27 protein-coding genes and 1 riboswitch are annotated in these 24,509 nt (G+C 63.6%); of the genes, 8 read left to right on the top strand and 19 right to left on the bottom strand.

Translation table 11 applies throughout. The annotated features are described in order from the left end of the window. Positions 1-7: 7 nt before the first annotated feature. Positions 8-319: a superinfection immunity protein gene (locus CIC12_RS11730; protein ID WP_168664283.1), complete on the top strand. Its 312-nt coding sequence runs from the start codon at positions 8-10 to the stop codon at positions 317-319. Positions 320-427: 108 nt separating this feature from the next. Here the strand turns inward: CIC12_RS11730 and CIC12_RS11725 are convergent, their stop codons facing one another. The 4 genes from CIC12_RS11725 to CIC12_RS11710 all read right to left on the bottom strand — a co-directional run bounded on the left by CIC12_RS11725 (position 428) and on the right by CIC12_RS11710 (position 4,026). Further along, positions 428-700 (bottom strand): YodC family protein, encoded by a 273-nt coding sequence (locus CIC12_RS11725; RefSeq protein WP_168664275.1) that lies wholly within the window; start codon positions 698-700, stop codon positions 428-430. Positions 701-1,170: 470 nt separating this feature from the next. After that, positions 1,171-2,742 (bottom strand): MFS transporter, encoded by a 1,572-nt coding sequence (locus CIC12_RS11720; RefSeq protein WP_168664274.1) that lies wholly within the window; start codon positions 2,740-2,742, stop codon positions 1,171-1,173. 31 nt (positions 2,743-2,773) lie between these two features. Next, positions 2,774-3,412 carry a TetR/AcrR family transcriptional regulator gene (locus CIC12_RS11715; RefSeq protein WP_168664273.1) on the bottom strand — a complete coding sequence of 213 codons (639 nt, stop codon included), beginning with the start codon at positions 3,410-3,412 and terminating at the stop codon, positions 2,774-2,776. A 188-nt stretch (positions 3,413-3,600) separates the two neighbouring features. Continuing rightward, a complete protein-coding gene (locus CIC12_RS11710; RefSeq protein ID WP_168664272.1) occupies positions 3,601-4,026 on the bottom strand; it encodes an OsmC family protein in 426 nt (141 codons plus the stop codon). Positions 4,027-4,209: 183 nt separating this feature from the next. On the opposite strand from CIC12_RS11710, the gene CIC12_RS33855 reads away from it, so the two are divergent. After that, the gene (locus tag CIC12_RS33855; protein WP_446727999.1) at positions 4,210-4,710 is read left to right on the top strand and encodes a DUF4148 domain-containing protein; all 501 of its coding nucleotides are present in this window, start codon (positions 4,210-4,212) and stop codon (positions 4,708-4,710) included. A gap of 144 nt (positions 4,711-4,854) precedes the next feature. Here the strand turns inward: CIC12_RS33855 and CIC12_RS11700 are convergent, their stop codons facing one another. The 5 genes from CIC12_RS11700 to CIC12_RS11680 form a co-directional block, all read right to left on the bottom strand. Next, positions 4,855-5,409 (bottom strand): carboxymuconolactone decarboxylase family protein, encoded by a 555-nt coding sequence (locus tag CIC12_RS11700; protein WP_121322791.1) that lies wholly within the window; start codon positions 5,407-5,409, stop codon positions 4,855-4,857. 35 nt (positions 5,410-5,444) lie between these two features. Beyond that, positions 5,445-6,773: an aspartate aminotransferase family protein gene (locus CIC12_RS11695; RefSeq protein WP_168664271.1), complete on the bottom strand. Its 1,329-nt coding sequence runs from the start codon at positions 6,771-6,773 to the stop codon at positions 5,445-5,447. A gap of 5 nt (positions 6,774-6,778) precedes the next feature. After that, on the bottom strand, positions 6,779-7,828 hold the full coding sequence (locus CIC12_RS11690) for a C45 family peptidase (RefSeq protein WP_342030531.1): 1,050 nt from the start codon (positions 7,826-7,828) through the stop codon (positions 6,779-6,781). A 132-nt stretch (positions 7,829-7,960) separates the two neighbouring features. Continuing rightward, positions 7,961-8,815, bottom strand: a complete 855-nt coding sequence (locus CIC12_RS11685; protein ID WP_168664270.1) for a MurR/RpiR family transcriptional regulator — start codon at positions 8,813-8,815, stop codon at positions 7,961-7,963. A 171-nt stretch (positions 8,816-8,986) separates the two neighbouring features. Continuing rightward, a complete protein-coding gene (locus CIC12_RS11680; RefSeq protein ID WP_168664269.1) occupies positions 8,987-9,691 on the bottom strand; it encodes a DUF2968 domain-containing protein in 705 nt (234 codons plus the stop codon). Between the two features lie 518 nt (positions 9,692-10,209). On the opposite strand from CIC12_RS11680, the gene CIC12_RS11675 reads away from it, so the two are divergent. Then, complete coding sequence (locus tag CIC12_RS11675) at positions 10,210-10,500, top strand: hypothetical protein (protein WP_174772019.1); 291 nt, start codon at positions 10,210-10,212, stop codon at positions 10,498-10,500. 89 nt (positions 10,501-10,589) lie between these two features. Here the strand turns inward: CIC12_RS11675 and CIC12_RS11670 are convergent, their stop codons facing one another. From CIC12_RS11670 to CIC12_RS11625, 10 genes are all read right to left on the bottom strand, one after another. Continuing rightward, positions 10,590-11,414: an ABC transporter ATP-binding protein gene (locus CIC12_RS11670; RefSeq protein ID WP_238812541.1), complete on the bottom strand. Its 825-nt coding sequence runs from the start codon at positions 11,412-11,414 to the stop codon at positions 10,590-10,592. An 8-nt stretch (positions 11,415-11,422) separates the two neighbouring features. Beyond that, positions 11,423-12,280 carry an ABC transporter permease gene (locus CIC12_RS11665; RefSeq protein WP_168664267.1) on the bottom strand — a complete coding sequence of 286 codons (858 nt, stop codon included), beginning with the start codon at positions 12,278-12,280 and terminating at the stop codon, positions 11,423-11,425. Positions 12,281-12,320: 40 nt separating this feature from the next. Further along, positions 12,321-13,217: a hypothetical protein gene (locus CIC12_RS11660; protein ID WP_168664266.1), complete on the bottom strand. Its 897-nt coding sequence runs from the start codon at positions 13,215-13,217 to the stop codon at positions 12,321-12,323. Continuing rightward, on the bottom strand, positions 13,205-13,987 hold the full coding sequence (locus CIC12_RS11655) for an N-acyl homoserine lactonase family protein (protein ID WP_168664265.1): 783 nt from the start codon (positions 13,985-13,987) through the stop codon (positions 13,205-13,207). Before CIC12_RS11655 ends, CIC12_RS11660 begins: the two co-directional genes overlap by 13 nt. Positions 13,988-14,021: 34 nt before the next feature. Next, the gene (locus tag CIC12_RS11650) at positions 14,022-14,804 is read right to left on the bottom strand and encodes a creatininase (protein ID WP_121322869.1); all 783 of its coding nucleotides are present in this window, start codon (positions 14,802-14,804) and stop codon (positions 14,022-14,024) included. Positions 14,805-14,878: 74 nt separating this feature from the next. Further along, positions 14,879-15,631, bottom strand: a complete 753-nt coding sequence (locus CIC12_RS11645) for an SDR family NAD(P)-dependent oxidoreductase (RefSeq protein ID WP_168664264.1) — start codon at positions 15,629-15,631, stop codon at positions 14,879-14,881. A gap of 10 nt (positions 15,632-15,641) precedes the next feature. After that, positions 15,642-16,652 carry a fatty acid desaturase family protein gene (locus CIC12_RS11640; protein ID WP_174772018.1) on the bottom strand — a complete coding sequence of 337 codons (1,011 nt, stop codon included), beginning with the start codon at positions 16,650-16,652 and terminating at the stop codon, positions 15,642-15,644. Positions 16,653-16,657: 5 nt separating this feature from the next. Further along, positions 16,658-17,662: an ABC transporter substrate-binding protein gene (locus CIC12_RS11635; protein ID WP_202984863.1), complete on the bottom strand. Its 1,005-nt coding sequence runs from the start codon at positions 17,660-17,662 to the stop codon at positions 16,658-16,660. A 54-nt stretch (positions 17,663-17,716) separates the two neighbouring features. Next, positions 17,717-17,827, bottom strand: a riboswitch (guanidine-I (ykkC/yxkD leader). Then, the gene (locus tag CIC12_RS11630) at positions 17,825-17,968 is read right to left on the bottom strand and encodes a hypothetical protein (protein ID WP_168664262.1); all 144 of its coding nucleotides are present in this window, start codon (positions 17,966-17,968) and stop codon (positions 17,825-17,827) included. Its footprint overlaps the riboswitch before it by 3 nt. Before the next feature lie 42 nt (positions 17,969-18,010). After that, complete coding sequence (locus tag CIC12_RS11625) at positions 18,011-18,568, bottom strand: MarR family winged helix-turn-helix transcriptional regulator (RefSeq protein WP_168664261.1); 558 nt, start codon at positions 18,566-18,568, stop codon at positions 18,011-18,013. A 330-nt stretch (positions 18,569-18,898) separates the two neighbouring features. Here CIC12_RS11625 and CIC12_RS11620 point away from each other — a divergent pair, with 330 nt between their 5' ends. The 5 genes from CIC12_RS11620 to CIC12_RS11600 all read left to right on the top strand — a co-directional run. Beyond that, complete coding sequence (locus CIC12_RS11620; RefSeq protein ID WP_168664260.1) at positions 18,899-20,161, top strand: amidohydrolase/deacetylase family metallohydrolase; 1,263 nt, start codon at positions 18,899-18,901, stop codon at positions 20,159-20,161. A gap of 22 nt (positions 20,162-20,183) precedes the next feature. Then, a complete protein-coding gene (locus CIC12_RS11615; protein ID WP_168664259.1) occupies positions 20,184-22,583 on the top strand; it encodes a xanthine dehydrogenase family protein molybdopterin-binding subunit in 2,400 nt (799 codons plus the stop codon). Beyond that, entirely contained in the window at positions 22,580-23,407 is an 828-nt protein-coding gene (locus tag CIC12_RS11610; RefSeq protein WP_168664258.1) for an FAD binding domain-containing protein, read from the top strand. Before CIC12_RS11615 ends, CIC12_RS11610 begins: the two co-directional genes overlap by 4 nt. Then, positions 23,404-23,931, top strand: coding sequence for a (2Fe-2S)-binding protein (locus CIC12_RS11605; protein WP_238812539.1), 528 nt, complete (start codon positions 23,404-23,406; stop codon positions 23,929-23,931). The genes CIC12_RS11610 and CIC12_RS11605 overlap by 4 nt, the downstream gene beginning before the upstream one ends. Before the next feature lie 34 nt (positions 23,932-23,965). After that, on the top strand, positions 23,966-24,509 hold a 544-nt coding region (locus tag CIC12_RS11600), incomplete at its 3' end, for an SRPBCC family protein (RefSeq protein WP_168664257.1).

Below are 24,509 nucleotides of genomic sequence, written 5' to 3'. Positions count from 1 at the left end.
GTTGTTCATGACTCGCAACATGCTCGTCCAGATCATCGCCGCGGTGTTCGCGCTGGCGTTGTATTTTCTGCCAGCGATTCTCGCGGACCGGCGCCAGCGTCATGACGCTCTGACGCTGGCGCTATTCAACGCCTGTCTCGGCTGGACCGTGTTGGGCTGGCTGCTTGCGCTCTACTGGTCATTGCAGCCGAACCCGCCGAAGAACCTCGCGGGCGAAGTGGTGCAGACGCGCAAAATCATGCGGATGCGAGCGTTCTCGTCCGCGCTGATGCTGCGCGTGCACAACCGCGCCTCGGTGCGAGACGATGCGGAGAATTGATTCTTTCGATGTGCCCAGGCTGCTCGAGTGAACAGCCGAAGGCGGCCAGATGTGGGTAGCCGGACAGACGGCCGGACGACGGCCGCCGCCTGCATCATTCAGCTGGATTCAAGCCGCGCGGCCCATCTGTTGCCAGCGCACGGAGCCGGCCGGAATCGAGCGAGGCTCGGCACGGACGTTCGCGGGCGCGAACATCTCGCGGCGCAGTTCGCCGTATTCGTCGAACCATTCGCAGATCAGCCAGTCGCCGGGATTCAGCGCGACCGGACCCGCATAGGTCACGGTCATGCGTGGACCCCCGTCCTTCAACGTCACGACGTCGCCAACGCTGAAACTCGCGGTGGGCGGCGTGTGGAGTGCGTCAATGGTAGCGGTTAGCATTTATTTCCCCTAGGGAACCGTAGAGCGTGATTAAGTCATTGCGCCGGGATTCTCGACATTAGACCTACTGAGGGAAGTCTCTAAAGTGTGCCAAGATTAACAATCGAAATTAACTGCGGCAAGTTATTTTTAGAGATACCGTTTTCAGCATCCTTGGAATGTCCTTCCATCCGGACCTCCGCGCTTTGAAATCAGGAAATTCCCTGAACATCGTCCCAAGCCCCGACCCGTGCGGCACCGCACGATGGCACCAATTACCTGCGCGCACAACCGGACACAGTAGAAAATGCCCTGCGCATTCTTCATACTGAAGCACTGCACAATGTCGCACGGGTGCTAAGGAAAATGACGATTACCTGTGAACGGCTAACTCATTCGTAAATAGCGACGCTTCTATTTATGTTTTTGTTTAAACGTGCCCAATAATGCCGGCAAATCAACCGCTGAAAACGATTACCGGCAGCGGATTTTCAAAACGGTTGCGCCGAACGGCCCAGCGCCAGTTGCTGATGGCGCACCAACAGCACGCTCAAACCGATGCAGACAAACATCAGCAGCGCGTTGATCGCGAGGCTGATCTGAAACCCGTGGGCGTACGCCGCGGGCGCCGCGCCCCCACCGATCACGCCAAAGAACGCGCCGCTGATGGCCGCCGTACCGAACGCCGAACCAATCTGCAGCGTCGACGACACCACCCCTGAGGCCAGCCCCGCCTTCTCCGGCGCGACTTCCAGCAGGACAATGCGCATGATCGAGGGCAACAGCAGGCCGTGACCGACGCCGGCGCACACGAGCCCGCAATAGAACAGCAGATCCGGCGTGGCCGATTGAGTGGCCGACCAGCCGGTGACCGTGAAACCGGTCGTCATCATCGCAAAACCGAGCGTCAGCACATGGCTGCCGATGCGTTTGACGACGGCTGGTGACGTCAGCGGCCCGACCACGAAACCGAGCGCGAACGGCATGATCGCCATGCCGGAGGCGAGCGGCGTCCAGTGCAAACCCGTCTGCAGGAAAATGCCGTAGCTGAGGAAGAACGCGCTATTGCAGTAGAACAGGAACGCGAGCACGAGACCCAACGCGAACGCCCGATTGCGGAATAGTTGCAGATCCACCAGCGGATGGCCGCCGCCGCGCGCCACGCGGCGCTCGGTCGCCACGAACAGTGCGAACGCGGGGACCGCGAGCGCGAACATCGCGAACGTCCATGCGGGCCAACCGGCTTCCCGGCCATGGGTCATCGGGTAGATGACCAGCAGCAGCACCGCGGACAACAGCGCGACCCCTTTCACGTCGATGCCGGTGCGCGTGCCCGGCTGATTCTCCGGCACGAACTTCCACGTGCCCAGAAACGCAGCAATGCCAATCGGAATATTGATCAGGAAGATGATGCGCCAGCCGAGCCCGAACGGGTGATACGTGATCAGCGCCCCACCGCCCAGTTGCCCGACGATCGACGACAGCCCGAATACGAAGCCATACAGACTCATCACCGTGGTCTGCTGATGCAGCGGCACGACCGCGCGGATGGTCGCGAGCACTTGCGGCGCCATCACCGCTGCCGCGATACCCTGCACGATCCGCGCGATCACCAGCATATGGCCGCTGGTCGCCAAGCCGCACAGTGCCGACGCGACCACGAAGGCCGCCATGCCTGTCATGAACATGCGGCGGCGTCCGTACAGATCGCCGAGGCGGCCGCCGGTGATCAACAGTACCGCGTAGGCGCAAGCGTAGGCGGACACCACCAGCTGCAATTGCGCGTCGCTGGCGTTCAGGCCTGTGTGAATCGACGGCAGCGCGAGGTTGACAATGAAATAGTCGAGTGGCGCAAGGAAAGCGCCGACAAACAATACGGCCAGCGCGAGACCCTGGCGCTCGAAGCGCGGCGCGGCTTTTTCCGCAGCCGCCGTCGATATCGATGCAGCGGGTGCCGCCGCCATGCCGGCCGCCATCGCGCCGGGGCACGTCGTGGCGCCCGCACCGCTGCTGGCGCATCGGGCGAGTGCCGCCGGAGCGGACTTGATCGCATCTCTATTCATGACCGACCGTTCAAAAATTCAGCAAAAAAATTTAGACGAGCGCGCGCATCGCGACGTCCACTATTCCAATGAGCGCATCTTCCTTGTGCGCGACTCGCCCTAACACGCGCAGACCTTGCATCACGCACAGCAGAAAATCGGCGACGGCTTTTTCATCGAGCGTCGAATCGAATGCGCCGCTCGCCTGGCCGCGAATCACGGACGCCGCCAGCAGCGTCGCCATGCGGCGCTGGATCGCCGCGACGCGGGTGCGCAGTTCCTCGTCGTCCGGCTGCATTTCCAGGGTGGTGTTGGTGATGAAGCAACTGCGCTCGCCCGTGAGCGCGCACGCGACCCGCGCGTAATGCAGCAACGCGTTGCGCAGCGCCTCTTCCGCCGGCACCGGCGCGTTCAGCCGCTCGGCAAGCCGTGCGACCGAACCTTCCGCGTAGTGATCCAGCGCGGCGAGCATGATGCCGTGCTTGTCGCCGAACACGCCGTACAGACTGCCGCGCAACAGGCCCGTGGCTTTACAGAGGTCGTCGATCGACGTCGCATGGTAGCCGTGGTTCCAGAAGACCTGGCTCGCGCTCTTCAGCACGGTGTCCGTGTCGAACTCGCGCGGCCGGCCGCGCGCGCACACATCGCCGCCCTTTTTTGCGGATTGCTTGAGATGGCCCGATTCCTTCATGGGGTGGATATTATGACTAACTGTTCAACAAATCAAGGCCGGGTTTTCATGAGAAACAGCGAGCGGAGGTAGAGAGGATCCCGAGCGGCACGTAAAAAAGCCAGCAGTGGGCTTGGCCCGCTCACCGGCTTCGTCACGCGCCGCTTGCCGGAAGCGGCAGAAGCGGGCGATAAAAACTCAGGTTTCGATCAGGTTTCGAGCTTCGCGTCCATGGTGGTCGTCGCGTTCAACACCTTGGACACCGGACAACCCGCCTTCGCATCCGCGGTCGCCTTGTCGAACGCGGCCTTGTCACCACCGGGAATCTTCACCGCCACATCGAGATGCACTGCGGTGATCGTAAAGCCGCCGCCGTCCTTGTCGAGCGTGACGGTAGCCGTGGTGCCGATGCGTTCGGGTGTGATGCCGGCCTTGCCGAGTTCCGCCGACAACGCCATCGAGAAACAACCCGCATGCGCAGCCGCGATCAGCTCTTCCGGATTCGTGCCGATGCCGTCCGCAAAGCGCGTCGAAAACGAGTACTGAGTCTCCTTGAGGACGCCGCTGTCGGTGGAAATCGAGCCTTTGCCGTCTTGCAGGCCGCCTTGCCAGACTGCCGATGCCTTGCGCTTCATTGCTCTCTCCTGTTGGGTGCCCTGCTTCGCGCGATTGCCGACCGAAGATGATGCCCCGCCGCGACGGTCTCGCCCGGATGTTTCGCGGCTCAGGCATCGGTCGCCTCCTGGGAGACTTCCTTCGGACGTATCGCGCGATGCTGCAGGCGCGGGCGTGGACCGAACTTCATCATAGGCGCTTACGTGTGCCAGCGTCGTGACGATGCGCCGGTCAGGCGCACGAATGCTATTTTCTACATTACATCTAAATCAGTAACAATCTTTCATGACAAAGCCGCTTTTTCGCCGACCTCGCTAGAAATAGACTTGTTTCAACGGATCGGGCGTGGTGATTCAAACCCGATCCCTCAACAATCGAATACCTTGGAGGTCATCATGAAATCGCTTCTTTCCGCAGTGGTCATTGCATCCGCTCTCATCGTGCCGGCTGTTTCGTTCGCCCAGCAGGCCAACGGTCCGGGGACGCGCGCTCAGGTGCGCAGCGAACTCGTCGCCGCGCAAAAAGCGGGCCTTGTGTATCAAAGCGACACCGAGTACCCGAAGACGGCGCCGCAAAGTGACGCAGCAACGCTTGCCTCGGCGCAAGGTTCGAAGGACATCGGCGGTGTGAGCGGCGGTTCGTCCGCGGCGGGCGCACCGGCTTCGGTGCAGCAACGTCTGTTTTCGACGTATCGCGGGCAGTAAGGCGTAGAGCCGCGCGGTCGGCGGCGTCACGCAGTGGCGCGGCAGCTGAGGTTGTGGTGGTAGACGGAGAAACGCCCCGGCTGCGAAGTTCGCAGGCGGGGCGTTTCGTATTGTGTGCTGCGTGGCGTGCTGCGCCCACCGCCCCTACTCGGCGAACGGCAAGCTCTCCTGCCCGAGAGCCCGCATGCCGAACACGTTCAGCGTCATCGCCACCAGCGCGTAGTAGCCGAGCAGGCCCACCAGGTTGATCACCACCTGATGCCCAAATCGGTCGACCGCCTTCGCATAGGTCGCATCCGACACCCGCTTCGTGTCGTACAGCTCGCTCGCGAAGTCGTGAATCAGCGCGTCGTCGGCGTCAGCGAAATCCGGGCGGCGTCCTTGACGGATCGCTTCGGCGTCCGCTTCGCCCACGCCCGCTTCCAGCGCGATGGGATAATGGATATACCACTCGGCCTGCGCCTGCCAACGCGCGGCGGTGACCAGAATCGCCAGCTCCGACAGACGCAACGGCAAGCCGGTCCGGTAGCGGCAGAACGCGCCGAGGCGCTGCGCCTGCTGCGCGAGTTCCGGGCTATGGATCCAGCCGAGAAACGGCCCGTTCAGATTGCCGCGCGGGCCAGACAGAATGTCGTCCAGCACGCTCTTCTGTTCGGGCGTGGCGGTGGACAGGTCGAAGTGAGGCAAACGTTCGGTCATCATCGTTCTCGCGGGTGGCGGTGTAGTCGAAAGGTTCAGACGGCGGCCAATGCGCCGTCGATCGCGTCGGTCAGCCGGCTGACGATCTCGTCGATCTCGCGCTCGGTGCAGATGAACGGCGGCGCCAGCAGCACATGATCGCCGATCTTGCCATCCACAGTGCCGCCCATCGGATAAACCATCAGCCCACGCGCGAACGCTTCACGCCGGATCGCCGCATGCAGTTTCAGGCCGGCGTCGAACGGCGCTTTGCTCGCGCGGTCCCTGACCAGTTCGACGCCGACGAACAGACCTCGCCCGCGTACGTCGCCGATATGCGCATGCTGTGCATAGTGCTCGCGCAGCCGGCCGCGCAACTGCTCGCCGCGCGCCTGCACGTTGAGCAACAGCTTGTCTTCGGCAATCACGCGCTGCACTTCGAGCGCCGCCGCGCACGCGGTGGCGTGGCCGATATACGTGTGACCATGCTGAAAGAAGCCCGAGCCGCCGACGATCGTCTGATAGATCCGCTCGCTCACGAGCGTCGCGCCGATCGGCTGATAGCCCGCGCCGAGCCCCTTCGCGATGGTCAGCAGATCCGGCGCGACACCGTCCCGTTCGCACGCGTACAGAACGCCGGTGCGACCCATGCCCGACATGATCTCGTCGAGAATCAACAGGACCCCGTAACGATCGCACACCGCGCGAATCTTGCGGAAGTACTCGCGCACCGGCGGCACCGCGCCGGCCGTCGCGCCCACCACCGTTTCCGCGACGAACGCGGCCACCGTATCAGCGCCCAGTTCGAGAATCTTATGCTCGAGTTCATCGGCGAGCCGTTGGGCGAAGGCCTCTTCGGTTTCGCCGGCGCGCTGCTCGCGGTACGCATAACACGGACTCACGTGATGCGCCTCGATCAGGATCGGCAGAAAGGGCTCGCGGCGCCATGCATTGCCGCCGATCGCGAGCGCCCCCAACGTATTACCGTGATAGCTCTGGCGACGCGCGATGAAATGGCGGCGCTGCGTCTCGCCTTTCTCGACGAAATACTGGCGCGCCAGTTTCAACGCCGCCTCGATCGCCTCCGACCCGCCCGACACGAAGTACACGTGTTCGAGCCCGGCCGGTGCGCGCGCCACCAGATACTCGGCAAGCTCCTCGGCGGCCTCGGTGGTGAAGAACGACGTGTGTGCGTACGGCAGTTGTTGTGACTGGCGTTTGATCGCGTCGATCACCCGCTGATTGCTGTGGCCGAGACATGACACGGCCGCGCCGCCGGACGCGTCGATATAACGCTTGCCGGTCGAGTCGACGATTTCGATGCCGTCGCCCGCGACGGCGACCGGCAGAGATTGCTTCGGTGAACGATGAAAAACGGTTGACATGATGGTCAGTTCCTCGTGATTGCGCGAGCGATGAAAGTGTCGAATGCGCAGCGTCCCTGCCGATAGACTTTCATCGACACACCGGCGTCACCGATCTCGAAGAGCGCGGTGGCAAGCGTGTTTTCGCCGTCGGGATCGAACGGGTCGTCACGATAGATCGGCAAGGCCGATGGCGCGCGATCGTGCAACACGTCGAGCAACGCAGCGGGTTGCACTGGCTTGCCGAGCGCTGGCAGCAAGGCATCGACACGCAATTGCCTGTCCCGCGATGATTCCGTGACGATTTGCGCTTCGGCTTCGCAGCCAGGATGAATCATGTGATTGGCGTGCCCGGCGAGTCGGGACACGCTTCGTACAGAGCAGCGGCGCGCACTAGCTTCGACGCTGAAGAGCCGCGCGTCGCCCGCACAAGCGAGCATGTGATGAAAACCGCTCGCCGCCGGCACGGTGCGCAGCAGGTGCAACGCTTCGTCGAGCGAGCCGGCGTCGAGCACGGCTCGGGCGAGAATCATCCGGGGCACGCCGGCAGCGGGCTCGCGAATGCGCAGATTATTGATTGCCTGCGCGATACCGGCGCGGCTCGCGGCGAAGGTGTGTCCCGGCAGCGACCCGGGGTAATAGAAGCTCACGAAGCCGGGCTTGCCGGCAGGCCGAACCTCGACCAGTGCACAACGCTCTCGCACAAACGGGTCGCCATCTTCGTTATGCGCGATGAAGCGCTGGTCGCCGGCTACGGCCGCCAGCGTAGTGCAACCATCCGGCGCATGATGGATCAGTTCGCCACGGCAGTTCCATAGAAACACGTCTTCCGCGGGCCAATCCAGCGCGGCCGCCATGCCGTCGAGTTCGGCCAGCAGCGCGGGATAGTGCGTGCGGGCCGCATCACGCAGCGTCTGCACGAACAGCTCGCCGCGCCAGCGCCGGACCGCGCGCCACGCACTGCTCTGCGCCATATACCCGGCGAACACCGGCCTCGCGATTTCACCCAACCGGTAGCCGATGTCATACGGCTCCCCGCTCACCTGAAAAAAATCCACCCCCTGTTTCGACGCCACGGCTCGCACTCAATCAACAATCGATACGCATTTATACTTCTAAACAACATTTGTTGTCAAACAGGGCAATACTGATTCAGAGGAAGCGGTCGTGCGCGGCGCAAAGACCGGGTTCGCTTCAAACGGAAACGCTCAAGGCACGTACGCGCCCTTCGCGTGCAGGGACTGCTCGGCGATCGCGAGCTGTTCGACGGCGCCCGCGCCTTCGAGCGCGAGCAGATGCGCGACCAGCGATTCCGCAATCGCGGTAGCCGCCACCAGCGACGGGAAGAACGACGGGCTCTCGTGCGAAAAGATCAGCGCCTTGTCGGCGTTCAGCGCGATCGGCGAAACCGCACTGTCGGTGATGGCGATCAGTTTGCTGCCTTTTTCCAGCGCGGCCTCGGCTACGCGCGCCGCTTCGACCGAATACGGCGCAAAACTGATGACGATGGTCGCACTGTCGCGCTCGACCGTGCGCAGCTGCATTTCGAGCGTGCCGGCCTCGCCGTTGAGCAGCGCCACCGATGACCGGAACAGCCGGTAGCCGTACACGAGGCCGAACGCCACTGCGTAACAGGAGCGAAAGCCCGCCACGTGCACGTGCGGCGCGCGGCGCAACAACCGCGCGGTTTCGACGATCACGCGGCCGTTATGCGCGGCGGTGACATCGAGATTGTGCTGTTGCGCGATCAGCAGATCGTTCGCCAGCGCATCTTTCGATTTGACCAGCGAACGCGCGCGGCTCGTGAGCGGCTCGGGTCGCGTGCGCACGCGCGCGACGAACAGATTACGCAATTCGTTCCAACCTGGGAAACCGAGTTGCTGCGACAGGCGCACGAGCGAAGCCGGTTGTACCTGGGCGCGCTCGGCCACTTTGCGCATCGACGAGACTGCGACTTCGTCGGGATGATCGAGCAGAAAACCTGCCCCCATCTGGAACTGGGGACTCAGTTCGGAGAAGCGCGCCCGGATCAGGGCGGCGAGCTGGTCGAAACTGTCTGGCATGCGTTGATCGGACGGGCCGCCGGTAGGGATGACAACAAATGTTACCACTGGGGCCAGGGGATTCAACAGGGCTGTCTGCGGGGATGCTGGTGCTGGCAAACGATATGTGTTCTATCGCGGACTATGGATGAATCCGTCGATCAGCGCGTCCGGTTCATGCAGAGCATGTATCTAGTCAGGAGCAGCGGTAGTTCGAATTTGACGGATCGGCTGACGTGGAAAGCGTTCATTGCCGGCCAGATCAAGCTGATGGATCTGGCGCCGCAGCCGATTCAACTGAGCCTGAGCGGCCACACGCTGCGCCTCGAGCTGCGCAATCTCCCGGCGCGCCTGCTGTTGCCGTTGGGCGACCAGCTGTGCCTGGGCGGCATGACTCTCCAGATCGATGCGCAGCCGTTCGGACTGGGTCTGCGCCTGTTCAATGAGACGGACCAACTGGTCGTTTTGTGCTTCGAGGAGCGTTCGGCGCATATCCTCCTCAGACAGATGCGTGGCTTGCTGCGTGAAGTGCCGGAACGCGGTCTCTGCGCTTTCCAGCTCGCCCATTGCGAGGACACGCCATAACGCGCCGTCCTGATGGAGTGTCACGTAATAAACCAGATCGGCCCGATGCAAAAGCAGGCTTGCCGCATAGCTGAAACTCCGGAATACACGACATACTGTAAGCGCACCAGTGGCCTCCAGATGTTCCACCTCTGCGAGGGTGACCTTCCGGACATCCTGTCCGCCGGATCGCGAGGGCGGCAGACTAACTGAGCACAGCGGATTCACGGAGTGAGGCGCGCCCACCGCCAAACGCTCACCATCCTGTCCAACCGGATCGGAGCCGGTGACGTTCGCAACAAACGGAGCGCGCAGGTCAAAATGTTTTTTCAAGAGAGTCTGGCAGATTCGGTTGTATGCAACGGGTTGGGGTGCATAGCGGTACTGTAGAACAGGCCACCCGACTCAACTGTCAGCAATTGTGACGCAGCACGTGTCCCGCATTTTGGCGAGGCGCGTTGCCTTTCTCATCTCAGCCTCGCCGTTCGGTGTCATTTTTCGGTTCGCGCTGCCCGGCTCTCGACGGGTCATGCACAGTTCACAGGAGCGATGATTAACCCGCATCGATAAGTCTGGATGGCTTTGTCGAACGATGGGTGGCGCGACGTATTCAAGCGAACAGCTCGCCGTATGAACGGCAGGCGACGTTCCCCCCCGTTTGGCCGCCGAGAATAGACGACGTGGCGCTTGTCTCACCGACATGTTGGTCTCGGCGCCAGCACGACGCCTATGTGTTCGTCTGAACCCGACATCTCATCCTCGCTCCTTGCGTTCGACGCAGGCAACGGCGGCGCAAAGCCCGGCCCCACGGGCAGTTCCCGCCAATTTCCCCGGTCGGCATGGACGTTGCATTGAGCCATGCATTCGAGGAGAAAGTCATGACATGCCGCTTTTCCGACGCAGCCGGCACGAAGTCGGTTGGAACCCACGCGATCATTGCCGTTGCCGCTGTTGCACTCGTGGCTCTATGCCTGACCGGTATCGCGGCATTTGCGGGGTTACTGCCCGATTCAGACAGAGTGGCCATCGCAATGACCGCAACGCCGATAATCGACATGCAGGTCGACGTTCGGCGAACCGATACGGATCCGGGCATGGCGCCGCAGCTAGAAAATGGACGTCCTGGCGCGTCAACAGACTAGTCAGGTCAAGCCCTCGAAAGCGAATAGCCCCCCACCTTCTCCGAATGATCGAAGCTCGTATGTCCGCTATACCGAGGCACGGCGAGCCATCACTGCCGCGTCAACTGCTCCAGCCTCTCCAGATCCGTCTTCATGCCGGACGTCTCCCGTATCCGCGCAAGGATCTCACGCTTGAGCGCGATGAATTCCGGTGACAGCTTCATCTCCGGATCGCGCCTCGCGGACAACGGCACGTCGTAGATCGAATCGATACGTCCGGGCCGCGGCGCCATCAGCACCACCCGGTGGCCGAGATAGATCGCTTCGTCGACGTCGTGCGTAACGAACACGAGCGTCGTTTTCTCGAGCGCATGGACATGCAGGATCAGGTCGTGCATGACTTCACGCGTCTGCGCGTCGAGCGCGCCGAACGGCTCATCCATCAGCAGGATCGACGGCTTGCCCATCAGCGCGCGTGCAATCGCGACGCGTTGCTGCATGCCGCCCGACAACTGGTTCGGATAGGCCTCGGCGACGTGAGCCAGGCCCATCGAGTGCAGCAGTGCATCGGCGCGCCCGCTCGCCGTTTCGACTTCCGCCTGCGTCCGGTTGCGCCCGTTGACCTTCAGCAGGCGCGAAAAGCGGATGTTCTGCCTGACCGTCAGCCATGCATAGAGACTGTAGTTCTGAAAGACCATCGCGCGATCGACCCCCGGCCCTTCGATCTCGCGATCGTCGACGCGTAGCGAGCCGCTGTCGATCGTTTCCAGGCCGCCCAGAATGCGCAACAGTGTCGACTTGCCGCAACCCGACGCGCCGACCAGCGTGACGAACTCGTTTTCGCGGACCGTCAGATCAATATCGGCGAGCGCCCGCACCGGGTTGGCACCGCGCCCGAACTGCTTGCACAACCCTTCGACGACAATTTTTTTCATGGAGGATTTCATCGTTTGGCCATCCATTTACCGAACAGCAGGCGGTGTGAAAGCCGAAACGCCTGGTCGATCACGAGACCGATCAGCCCGATCAGCAGAATGCCCGCGAAGATCTTGTCGGTCTGCAGATAGCGCTGGGCCTTGAGGATGGAATACCCGAGCCCCGTGTTCGCCGCCACCAGTTCGGCGACGACCAGATACGTCCATGCCCAGCCCATCGTGATACGCAGCGTGTCGAGCACCGCCGGCTTGGCCGACGGGAAGATCACGAGCCGCACCAGCTCCTCGCGTGACGCGCCCATTGTCTGCGCGGCCTCGATCTGCGCAAGCGGCACGAACCGCACGTTCTCCGCGATCATCAACACCATCTGAAAGAACGTGCCGATAAAGATGATCGCGATTTTCGAGCCTTCGTCAATGCCGACCCACAGCATCACGAGCGGAATGAACGCGACCGCGGGCATATAGCGGATGAAGTCGGTCAGCGGTTCGAGCAGCGCCTGCATCGGCCTGAACGTGCCGATCAGGAGGCCCAGCGGCACCGCGACGAGCGCCGACAGCGCCCACCCGGCGCAAACGCGATACATGCTGATGCCGATGTCGGTCAGCAGGCCGTCGTCGGTCCACCAGATCGACAGCCGATGAACGACATCGAGCGGCCCCGGCATGAACACCTTCGCGACCAGCCCGGCCGACGCCAGCGCCCACCACGAGAGTAACGGCACCAGCAGGCCGGCGAGCGCGAACATCAGATAGGCGGAGCGGCTGATCTCGCCGCGCACAGCCCATAACGAAGGCGGCTTGCGCTTCTGCGGCCTCTGCGCCGCCGGCATTTTCCGGTTCAGCACGTGTTCGGTGGTGGACATCGTAGCTCCTGTCTGGCCGTGTTGAGTAGTGCGTGATGCGTCAGGTTGGATCGGCGCCATGCCCGCGCTCGCCCTGAAGCCGATCGAGGGCCGCGCTAACGGCATCGGCGAATGCAGGCTGACCTTCGCGCCAGGGCAACGTCGAAAGTTCGATCGTCCAGCGCGCGCCGTCATTGCCGCGGACGCGCCCGAGCGAGATTTCAAAATCGAGCAAGGCCCGTACATCGTCGATATCGAGTGCCGGGTCGCTGACAACTTCGGCGAGGCGCTTGCCCCGATATGACGCCAGCACGGCCTGCGCTTGGGGCGAGCGGCTGCGGGCGAGCATGAAAAAATCGCCGCATCGTGCGATGAATACCGACGGCGCATCGTCGCGGGCCGCGCCGTCCAGATCGTCGGCCAGCCAACCCGCCGCATGTGCGGCTTCGCGCGACAGCCGCACCGCCCACGTCAACCCCAGCGAAGCCGGATCGCGCTCCCAGCGTTCGTGATACACGGCTTCGATGCCGTCTTCGAGTACGACATGCGGCGTCTCGAAGCGCATGGTCCCCAGATCGCGCGCGTCGCCCGGCGGGCTGAAGTCGATCTGCCGATGCCACGTGCAGCGGTCGAGCCGGCCGTCACCGGGATCGACCGCGACGGCGGCCTCGTCAACCGTCGTCGCGCCCGCGAAGCCCATTTGCGCGGCCAGCTCGATCAATTGCTCGCGCGTCAGCGCCGCCAGCGCCGATGCTGCGTGGAACGTACCGCGCGCGGCGGGCACCCGGATATCGATGTGCAAACGCTCGGTCTGCATCCAGAACACACGTGTCTCGCGATCGATCCGTCCGTCTCCCGTCGTCAGCAGCGTGCGGCGCCATAGTCCGCGATAGGCCTGCGGCACAGGCGGCGTGGTAGCGGGCTGATCGTCATACGGCAGCGAGGTCATGCGTGCCATGCGGTTCCTCTGCTCAGCGTTCGCCAGAACGCAATGTCGTGGTTCGGCCAGATGGCGGCATCCGTTTCGCGTGCGAGTGCCTTGAGCTTGCGGATGCTGGCGAGCGCCATGTCTTCACGGTCGTTCCAGCACAGCCCGGGCGCAATCTCGTCGTCGATGTTTTCGGTAAGGTCGGCCGCATCGCCCGCGAGCACGATGGGCTTGCCCTGCGGGAGTTCGATCCACAACGACATATGTCCTGCCGTGTGTCCGGGTGTGTTGATCGCACGCACGCCAGGCGCGAGCTCGTACTCGTCCCTCTGCACGCGCCAGCGATAGTCGCCCGCGAAGTCGTCCTGGAAGTAGCCGAGGTCCGCCTGCGCGCGCGCCGCTTCGAGTTCATCAGCGTGCACGTGAATGTCCGAGCCGCACACGTCGCACAGGCCCCCCGCGTGATCGAAATGCAGATGGCCGATCATGACGACGTCCACATCCGAAGGCAGCAGGCCGAGCCGCGCCAGATGACCCGGAATGCGCTGCTCGTCGGTCATCTGCGGCACGGGCAGCGGCCTTGCCCGTTGCGTGTAATAACGCTCGCGCAACGCGGGATCCGCGATCTTGCGATAGTCGCAGCCGACGTCGTACAGGATGCGCCCCTGCCGTGTCTCGATCAGATACGCGAGGATCGGTGCGTCGATATCGGTGCCTGCGCCGCGATTGCGCGTCGATACCGATTTGTCGTACCGGTGCATCGCGGTGAGCAAGGGCCACACTCTCAAAACTTGTGTCATTTGCCTGCGTCTCCGTTGACGATATGCTTCGATGCTACGCGTCGTTGAATTCGGCCTTCAGGGCGGCCGCGATTCGGCTCGACACTTCGTCGGCAAGCCATGCGCCCTTCTCCGCGCTCGCCCCCCGTGCCGACGACAATACACCCGAGAGCGGAACCCATGACGTGCGCGTCGGATAGCTGTCGTAGTCGGGAAAATCAGCGGGCGCTTCGTCGGGTATGTCGTCGAGCGAGACGAGGTCCGCGTGATAGTGCAGCATCATCGACGTCTCCATGACGGCCGCGTGTTCGAGCGCATAGCCCGGAAAGCCATCGGGGAACACCTTCGCCAGCGTGGGTCCGGTGCAGAAGTCCCAGTACTCGAGGCGGACCACACGCAGCGCCGGTGTGCGCGTCCCGTTGAGCGACAGGTCGCGCATCGCGAGTTCGATCCCTTCGGTAAGAAACCACTGGTTCTCATAGTGGCCGTCGATCAGCGCGAGCCGGCGCACGCCGTGCCGTGCGAATTCGCGCACGACGTCGCGCGTCATCTGGGACAGGTTGTTGCCATCCACGCTCGTCGTGCCGCAAAAATGCTGGCCGCCGCCGCACTTCGGCTGCGACTTGTAGCCGTAGTTGAAAGCCGGTGCGACGATGCCGCCGAGCTGACGCGCCACGTCGGTCGCAACCGCGGTCGACAGCAACGCATCGGTGCCGAGCGGCAAATGCGGACCATGCTGTTCGAGCGCGCCGCACGGCAACAACACGACCGCCTGGTCGTTCAGCACGCGGTTGCGATAGTTCACCCAGCTCAGGCGCTGCATCAGGACTTCGTTCATCGATGACTTCTCCAGAATCGGTCGACCGCGTGCGCGTGTCTTTCAAGCGAATCACGCGAGGCGCTCAGGTGAGCTCAGCCCATCCACGCTCCGCCATTCGGACTGATCGTCTGTCCGTGGTAGAACGAGGCATGGTCGGAAGCAAGGAACACGATCGTGGCGGCGATTTCGTCGGGCGAGCCCACGCGGCCCGCCGGAATCGCCGCTTCGAGCGCCAGCGCTTCGGCGCTCATGTGGTCCGCGGACAGCATCGCGGTCGCAACCGGCCCGGGCGCGACCGCATTGATGCGCACGGTCGGCGCAAACTCGCGCGCGAGCGAACGTGTCAGTGCGATGACGCCGGCCTTCGCCGCGCAATAAGGTGCAAAGTGCGCGCGGCCGAGCATGCCGAGTTCGGAAGCGATATTGACGATCACGCCTTGCCGCGCATCCAGCATGGACGGCAGCACCGCACGGCAACCGATGAACACGCCCGTCAGATCGATATCGACCACGCGACGCCAGTCGGCCTCCGAGGTCTCGAGAAACGGCTTGTCGAGCAGCACGCCCGCGTTGTTCACGAGCACGTCGATGCGGCCCCAGCGTTCGCCGAGGGCCGTCACCGTCGCCTGAAACGCCGCGCTGTCCGTCACGTCGAAGTCGTAGGCTTGCGCGATGCCGCCCGCCGCTTCGATACCGCGGCACACCTCGCTCGCTGCTTCATGCTGATCGAAGTGTCCCACCGCGACCCGCGCACCGACCGAAGCCAGCATGCGAGCCGTCGCGCGCCCAATGCCCGTGGCCGCGCCGGTGACGAGAGCAACCTTGCCATCGAGAGCAATCTGCATATCGGTGCACCTATACCGCGGTGAGAAACGACACGCCGACCGCGCCATAGAAGTCGTCGGCCTGCTTCTTCGTGATGTCCATCACGCCGTAGTCGCTCGCGAGAATCCGTTTGACACGATGCCGATGAAAGCTCGTCAGAAGGCGTGCCATCGGAATGACCTGGCTGTCGTCATCGCCGTAAAGCCTGGCATGCGCGGCGGGCAGCCGGTACCACGGCTCGACCGGCCGGTCGTGATGGGCGTTGTGATACGAGAAATTCAGCAGCAGCAGGTTGAGCGCGGGATAGCGGACCGAGACGAGGTTCGAATACGTGTTGCGTTGCTCGTACGCGTGATCCCTGATCTTGTCGGCGGGGATCGCACCCCCCTCCTCCAGCACGGCGAACGCGTCATAGGTGTGCTGATAGGCATCGGCAAAGCGCAACACGATCAGGCAGACGAGCCATGCCACCAGATACAGCACGGCCGCCTGCAATGAGATCCACGCCAGCCACACGAACAGCGCGGCCCGTGCGACCAGCACCGTCGCCACGCGCCGGCGCTGCGAGCGTTTGCCCTCGCGCATGAACGGCATCGCGATCACATAGCCATGCATGATCAGCTCGACCGCCGGAAAATACGCCCATTCGAGCGCCAGCACGACTCTGCGCACCCATCGCGGCAAGCCCAGCAGGAACGCCTTCGCGTCGAACGTCAGCACGTCCGCGCGATCGACATGGTGTCGCATGTGCTTACGTCTGAGATCCGCAAACGACGCATAACAACTGCCGTTGATCCACGCGAGCGCCGCGCCGAGCCGTGCATTCGCTTCGGCCGTGCGAAACACCGCGCCGTGCGCGGCGTCATGCAGCAGATAGGCGCTGAGGATCATCGCGTGCGCGAGCAGCAGCGTACCTGGCACGGTGAGCCATGGGTTCGCCGTCAGCAGCATCGCCATGCCCAACGCGAAGCCGCCGAACGAATAGGCGATCGCCAGCGTGTTCGGGAGCGCGCCGTCGCGGTATCGATAGAAGCTGCGCATGGCGGTCACTTCACGAGTTGATTGACAAATTGCGCGTCGATCGTCGTTTCGATCGCCGGTGGCGCGCTGATTTGCCCTTTCTTTTGCAGCAGAGCGCCGATCACCGCGCCGCTCGTGAAGTACGAACGCGTCGTCGGTCCCTTGGCGAAGCTCTGCGGCATTTCCTTCGTCGGAATGTTGTACACGCCATCGAGCTGGCTTTTCACTTCGTCCGCCGATATGCCGAGCGCCTTGCCGATGATCCTGTTCGCCTCGTCCGGGTGACTCTTCATATAGGCCATGCCGTCCGCGTAAGCCTGAAGAATGCCTTTCACCTCGGCCGGATGGGCATCGATATACGACTGCTCGAACACCAGCACATCGGCGATCAGACCGGGCGCATTGCGCGACGAATACACCACATGGAACTTGCTCTTGTCCGCCGACAGAATCTGCGAAACGTTCGGCTCATACGTGACGCCGACCGGCAGACTGCCCGATACCATGGCGCCGGGAATCGCCTCCGGCGTCATGTTGACGGCCGTGATGTCCTTGTCGCTCAAGCCATTGGTTTGCAACGCATAGGCCAGCAGGAAGTCGGACGGCGAAAGCGGATTGAACGCAATCTTCTTGCCCTTGAAGTCGGCGACTTTCCTCACATCAGACGTCGCCACGATGGCATCTCCGCCGTTCGAGAAGTCGATCGGCATGACGACCTTCTGCTTCATCCCCTTCGCGTCGGAGCCGATCACCTGGTCGTAGGTCAGCATCGCGCCGTCGACTGAATGGCTCGTCAGCGCCGCAGGCAGCAGGCCGGGGTCGTTGAAGAACTGGAGTTTGACCGACAGCCCGTACTTCTTGTAGAGATCGAGGGCTTCCGCGACATAGAACGGACCATAGCCGATCCAGACGACGGTACCGATCTTCAGGGGCTGGGCAGCCTGTGCAGCGGGAGTGGAGAACGACAGGCAAGCAAGCATGCTTGCAGCGAGCGACAACGTGCGCAACGTCTTCATCGACGAGAACGGCATACGGAAGGCTCCTGAACTGAGGGAAGAAAATGTACGGGAGAGCGCTTCATGCGCATCTCCCGGGCTTTTATCCCTCCGTGGAGCCCCGAACGTAACCGGAGCCGGAATGCTCTCGGACCAGACATCCGCATGACACCGCGGACCGGAACCCTAGCTTTCCTATCAGTTGCTGAGCTTCACGCTCATCCCGTGACGCAGCGTTCTAAGCACGAAGCCTGCCAACCATGCACTTTTCTTCGCAACTTCATGCTCGACGGCGCTTTGCACGAAGTTAAAAGCGACGGCGCGCTCGACGTCACGACGCATGATCGGGCACGTCTGCCCAGCGGCAGTGCAGCGGCAACCGTTTTAGGGCGTGTCATCATCGTTATCGCTTGCCGTCGCCTCGGGCAATCGCAATGGCACGACGGTCCGTTCATTGTTGGCTTCGACGAGACGGATCATCTGCAACATGAAAGCGTCGCGCTCGGCAGGCGATAGATGCTCGATGGTTCGATCGTGCGCGCGCTGCACGGCAGGCGCCATTTTCGCCACCAGTCGCCGGCCTTGCGCGGACAGTCTGACGAGCCGCAGGCGCTTGTCGTGCGCGGCCTGCTTGCGATTGACGAGACCGCGTGCATGCAGTCGCGGGATGACTTCGGCGACGCTGGAGCGTTCAAGGCCGATTTCGATGGCGAGCGTGTTCTGGTCGATCTCACCGAGTGCCTCGAGCGTCGTCAGCAGGCTGTATTGCACGGGCGTGATATTGAATTCGCTCGTCTCTTCCGCGAATAGCGAGCCATGAATCTGATGCAGGCGCCGGATCAGAAAACCGGGGCGCTCGAACAAAGGCGATCTGGCCTGCAAGCGTTCGAGTTCGGCGCGGGTCGTTTCGAGGTCCGTTTCCGGAGAGGTCAAGGTCGACATGGGCTGCCTTGGAAAGAGCGGGAAAAGACGGGCTGATACGGGACGAATACTGAATTCTATGCGATCCGGCGGGCTTGCAGAATTGTGTGGCATACCATGCAATTCACCAACGCGAAGCATTGGGCCAGCTTTCGGTGCAGCATCGACCGGCAGTCGTCATATTGGTGCGGAGCCGACGGCAAAAATCCGTGGTATGGCACGCATCTATTTTGTGAAGGCGTTGCAAGTACCTGATACGAAGGCGTTTACCAGTCTTTTGAAGCAACGGCTCCAAACCGGCACACTCTTTGCGGTACACCACGCATCTCGTCCCCGGAACTGCACAGAAACATGTCCCAGCTTCTTCTCAAAGGCGGCCGCGTGATCGATCCGGCCGCCGGCCTAGACGCCACGCTCGACATTCTCGTGGAAGGTAAAGCGATCGCCGCGATCGGCCCTGCACTTTCCTCCATGGCGCCGTCGGCGCAGGTGGTCGATTGCCGTGACATGCTGGTGCTGCCCGGCCTCATCGACACGCACGGCCACGTCTATCAGTACGTGACGGGCCGCTTTGGCCTGAACGCGGATCAGTGCGGCGTGCGCTCCGGCGTGACGACCATCGTCGACCAGGGCGGTGCAAGCTGCATCACGATCCCAGGGTTCCGCCATTTCGTCGCCGAGCCCGCGGCAACCCGCGTGTTCGCCTATATTTCGGCCTACCTCGTGGGCGGCCTCGAAGGCCATTACTACCCCGACCTCTATCGCCCGGACTGCCTCGATGCCGCGGCGACGGTGAAGTCGGCGCTCGCCAATGCGGATCTCGTCAAGGGCGTGAAGGCGCACGCGGAGATCGGCGGCTTTGCGCGCTGGGGGCTCGATGTCATGAAGATAGCGTCGAAGATCGGACGCGATGCGAGCCTGCCCGTCTATATCCACTTCGGGCAGCTGTGGCCGAAGCCCGAAAGCGGCGGGCTGGCCGTGAATCCCGATTCGATCTTCAATCAGGTGGTCGACACGCTGAAGCCGGGCGACATCCTCGCCCATCCGTTCAGCCGGCACCCCGGCGGCTTTGTCGAAGAAAACGGCAAGCTGCACCCCCTCGTGCACGAAGCGGTCGCGCGTGGGCTGAAGATCGATGTCGGCCACGGCTCGCACTTCAGCTTCAAGACGGCGCGCGTGGTGCTCGATAGCGGCGTGATACCCGATACGCTCGGCGCGGACATGCACGGCTACAACACCCATGTGCCCTCGCCTGCCGGCACGCCTGACAGTCATCCCGACGAAGAGCATTCGTTTCTCGGCCGCACGCAATTCAGTCTCGTCAGCGCCATGACGAGCATGCTGGCGCTCGGCCTGCCGCTCGATCATGTCGTAGCGATGGCCACCAGCAACGCCGCGAAAATGATCGGCATGGAAGGCGAACTCGGCACGTTGAAGGTGGGCAGTGTCGCCGATATCACGGTGCTGGACGACAAGCGCGGCCGCTGGATGCTCGAAGACAACGAAGGCACTCAGGTCGTCACCGAGCGCATGCTCGCGCCGCGCTTCTGTCTGCGCGACGGCGTGCGCTACGACGCCGATGCGCCGCAACTGCCGCTGGCGCGCGCCGCCTGACGCGCCCTTCACAGGAGACACGATGAAACGTGCAGCCACCACGAAGTCGCCGCAGCGGCCGCAAGGCATCGGCGCGTCGCTGCCGCGCAAGGAAGACGACCGTTTCCTGCACGGACGCGGCGAGTATGTCGGCAACATCCGGATGGTCGGGATGGTCGATGTCGCCTTCGTGCGCAGTCCGATCGCGCACGGCCATATCGTTGGAATCGAAAAGCCCGCTGGTCTGGAGAAGTTCGTCTACACGCTCGCCGATCTGGACGGCGTGAAGCCGATCGTCGCGAATTCCGGGCTGCCGGGTTTCAAGCCGTCCGAACAGCCCGTGCTGGCGCGCGCCAAGGTGCGCCAGGTCGGCGAAACGATCGCCATGTGCGTGGCCGCGAGCCGCGCTGCCGCCGAAGATATCGCCGCGCAGGTGTTCGTCGATTTCGAAGAGTTGCCGGCCGTCGTCGATATGCTCGATGCGCGCCGCGACGATTCGGCGCTCGTTCACGAAGAATGGGGCGACAACGTCTTTCTCGAAACCTTTGTCGACGCAAAGCCGGATGTCGATCTCGACGCGATCCGCCGCGACGCGCCGATCAAGGTGCACCGCAAGCTGCGCACCGCGCGCCAGAGCATGGCGCCGATGGAAGGCCGCGGCGTGGTCGCGCATTGGGACCGACGTCTGTCGCAACTGATCGTCCACACGTCGGCACAGATGCCGCACATCACGCGCACGGGCCTCGCGCACTGTCTCGGTCTCGATGAAGGCCAGGTGCGCGTGATCGCGCCGGACGTCGGCGGCGGCTTCGGCTACAAGGGCATCTTGCTGCCTGAGGAAGTGTGCTGCGGCTGGCTCGCGATGCATCTGAACAAACCTGTGCGGTGGATCGAAGACCGCCGCGAGCAACTGAGCGCCAACGCGAACTGCCGCGAACACGACTACGACATCACGGCCTACGCCGCTCGCGACGGACGCCTGCTCGCGGTCGATTGCGAAGCCAGCGTCGATTCGGGTGCGTACTCGTCGTACCCGTTCTCCGCTTGCCTCGAAGCGGCCCAGGTCGGCAGCATTCTGCCCGGGCCGTACAAGATGGACCGCTACCGCTGCCGGACCTGGTCGGTGGCGACGAACAAGCCGCCGATCCTGCCGTACCGCGGCGTCGCGCGCACGGGCGTGTGCTACGCGATCGAATCGATCATGGACGCGATCGCCGTTGAAGCCGGCATGGAGCCGTACGAGGTGCGCCTGCGCAACCTCGTCGAGCCGCACGAGATGCCGTACGACAACATCACGAACAAGCACTTCGACAGCGGCGACTATCCGCAAGCCGTGCGGCGCGCGATTGCCGCGATCGATCTGCCCGCGATTCGCGCGCGTCAGCAGCGCGGCGAGCCGGATGGGCGGCAGCTCGGCTTCGGCATGGCGGTATTCTGCGAGCAGGGCGCGCACGGCACGTCGGTGTACCACGGCTGGGGCATTCCGATGGTGCCGGGCTACGAGCCGGCCGTGATCCGCCTCACGCCCGACGGTATTCTCGAAGTGCGCGCGGGCGTGCATTCGCATGGCCAGGGCATGGAAACGACGCTCGCGCAGATCGCGCACGAAGTGCTCGGCATCGATACGGAGCGCGTGCGCATCGTGCTCGGCGACACCGGCGTCACGCCCTACTCGACGGGCACATGGGGCTCGCGCTCGATCGTGATGGCGGGTGGCGCATTGGGCCAGGCCGCGAAGGAACTCAAACAGCGTCTGCTGACAATCGGCGCGTGGCTGCTGAAGGAGCCGCTCGATGCCGTGCGCTGGGAAAACGGCGCGGTGTGCGGTGCCGACGCGAGCCGCACGATCGCGGAGATCGCGCGCACCTGGTATCTCGCCCCGCAACTGCTGCCGCCCGACGTCGATCCGCGCGGCCTCGAAGTGTCCACGTCGTATCAGGCGAAGCGCGACACGGGCACGTTCAGTTATGCATGCCACGCGGTCGTCGTCGCGGTCGATACGCAACTCGGCAAGACCGACATTCTCGATTACGTGATCGTCGAAGACGGTGGCGTGCTGATCAATCCGATGGTCGTCGACGGACAGGTGTACGGCGGGGCCGCGCAGGGCATCGGCACGGCGCTTTATGAAGCGATGCCGTACAGCGACGACGGTCAGCCGCTCGCCTCGACGCTTGCCGATTATCTGTTGCCGGGCGCGACCGAAGTGCCCGCGATCCGTATCGAACATATGGAAACGCCCGCGCCCTACACCGAATTCGGTCAGAAAGGCATCGGCGAAAGCGGCGCAATCGGCTCGCCCGCTGCGATTGCGAATGCCGTCAACGATGCGCTGCGCCCGCTCGGCGTACAGGTCAATCAACTGCCGATTGCGCCGCGCGTCATCGTCGACGCGATGCGAGCGGCGACCCAGGTCCGCGCGACGAAGGACATGCCCGTATGAAAGCCGCCATTTACGACTACGCGAAACCCGCGACGTGCGACAGCGCGGTCGCCATGGTCAGTCCGGGCGAAGGCATGGCCAAGTTCGTCGCCGGCGGCCAGTCGCTGGGGCCGATGATGAACCTGCGCCTCGCGCAGCCCGACATGCTGGTCGACCTGCGCGGCATTGCCGCGTTGCGCGAATGCCGGATCGAAGGCGGCACGACCTTCTTCGGTGCGTGCGTCACGCACGCGGAGATCGAGGACCGCAAATGGGACGACGGCACGCAGGGATTGATGCCCTATGTGGCGCGCGGCATCGCGTATCGCGCCGTGCGCAATCGCGGCACGCTGGGCGGCAGTCTCGCGCATGCGGACCCCGCTGCCGACTGGATCAACACGATGGTCGCGCTCGACGCCGAACTGCTCGTCGCAGGCCCTGAAGGGTCGCGCTCGCTCGCGGCAGGCGACTGGATGAGCGGCGCGTTCACCACCGCACTCGAGCACGACGAGATGCTCACCGGCGTGCGTGTGCGGCGTCTGTCATCGGCGGCACGCTGGGCGTACTACAAGTTCAACCGTAAGCCCGGCGAGTTCGCGGAGGCCATTGCGATCATCATCGACGACGCGCCGGCAGGCATCTGCCGCGCGGTGATCGGCGCGATCGACGGTCCGCCGTATCTGATCGCGAACGCCCGCCCGTTGCTCGATAGCGCGGACGCCGCTTTGCTCGATCCGCATCTCGAGGCCGCCGGCCTCGCAGCGGGAAGCTACGAATACCAGGTGCATCGGGTGGCGCTCGAACGCGCCATCGCGATGGTCCGCGACAACAGGAAGCAGACATGACCGATCTCGTTACTTGCGTCACCCAGCGCATCGTACTGCGGGTCAATCGCGAAGACGTGGCGGCGGCCGTGGAGCCGCGCACGAGCCTCGCCGATTTTCTGCGCGAGCAGCAGATGCTGTGCGGCACCAACATCGGCTGCGAACAGGGCGTGTGCGGGGCCTGCACGCTGCTGGTCGACGGCATGCCGACGCGCTCGTGCATTACATCGGCGGTGTCGTGCGCGGGCGCGGAGGTCCAGAGCATCGAAGGCTTCGACGACGACGCATTGATGAACGCGCTGCGCGCCGCCTTCACGGCCGAACACGCGCTGCAATGCGGCTACTGCACGCCGGGCATGCTGATGAGCGCACGCGACATCGTCACGCGCCTGCCCGATGCCGACGACGAACGCGTGCGGCTCGAACTGTCGGGCAATCTATGCCGCTGCACGGGCTACGTCGGCATCGTGCGCGCGATCCGCCGCGTGCTGGACGCGCGCCGCGCGAGCCAGACCGCGCCGGTCGCTGCGGCTGCTGTCGTCTGATTCCGATACCACGCGTCGAACCAACGGACCTCTCATGGAAATAGAGCAAAGCTTTACCGTGCCGTACCCGCGTGACGTAGTGTGGGCTTCCTTTCACGACACAGCGGGCATCGTCGCGTGTCTGCCGGGCGCGTCGCTGAGCGCGCCGCCGGATGAAGGACGGCTGAAACTCGCGATGACCGTGAAGCTCGGGCCGATCGTCGCGAGTTTTGCGGGCGACGGCGAGATGAAACTCGACGACACCGCCTGGCGCGGCAGCGTCACCGGCGGCGGAGTGGATCGCAAAAGCGCGTCGCGGGTAAAGGGCGAAGCCGCGTTTTCGCTCGACGACTCGACGCCGGGCGAAACTCGCGTCGATGTGAAAGTGGACTATTCGATTGCCGGCAGCCTCGCGCAGTTCTCGCGCGGCGGGATCGTCAAGGAACTTGCGACGCGGATGACCGAAGCGTTTGCCGCGAATCTGAAGACGCGGCTGGACGAGTCGGTAGCGCAGGCGGCACTCGTCGAGCAGGATGCGCAAACGGGCGCAGCCGCTGGGGCGGACGCAGAACCTCCGGCGGCGATGGCCGAGTCTGCGA

The sequence above is a fragment of the Paraburkholderia sp. SG-MS1 genome, assembly GCF_012275575.1.
GTDB lineage: Bacteria > Pseudomonadota > Gammaproteobacteria > Burkholderiales > Burkholderiaceae > Paraburkholderia.
The sequence above is the reverse complement of the archived record's forward strand: the minus strand, read 5'-3'. Positions and strand labels throughout refer to the sequence as shown.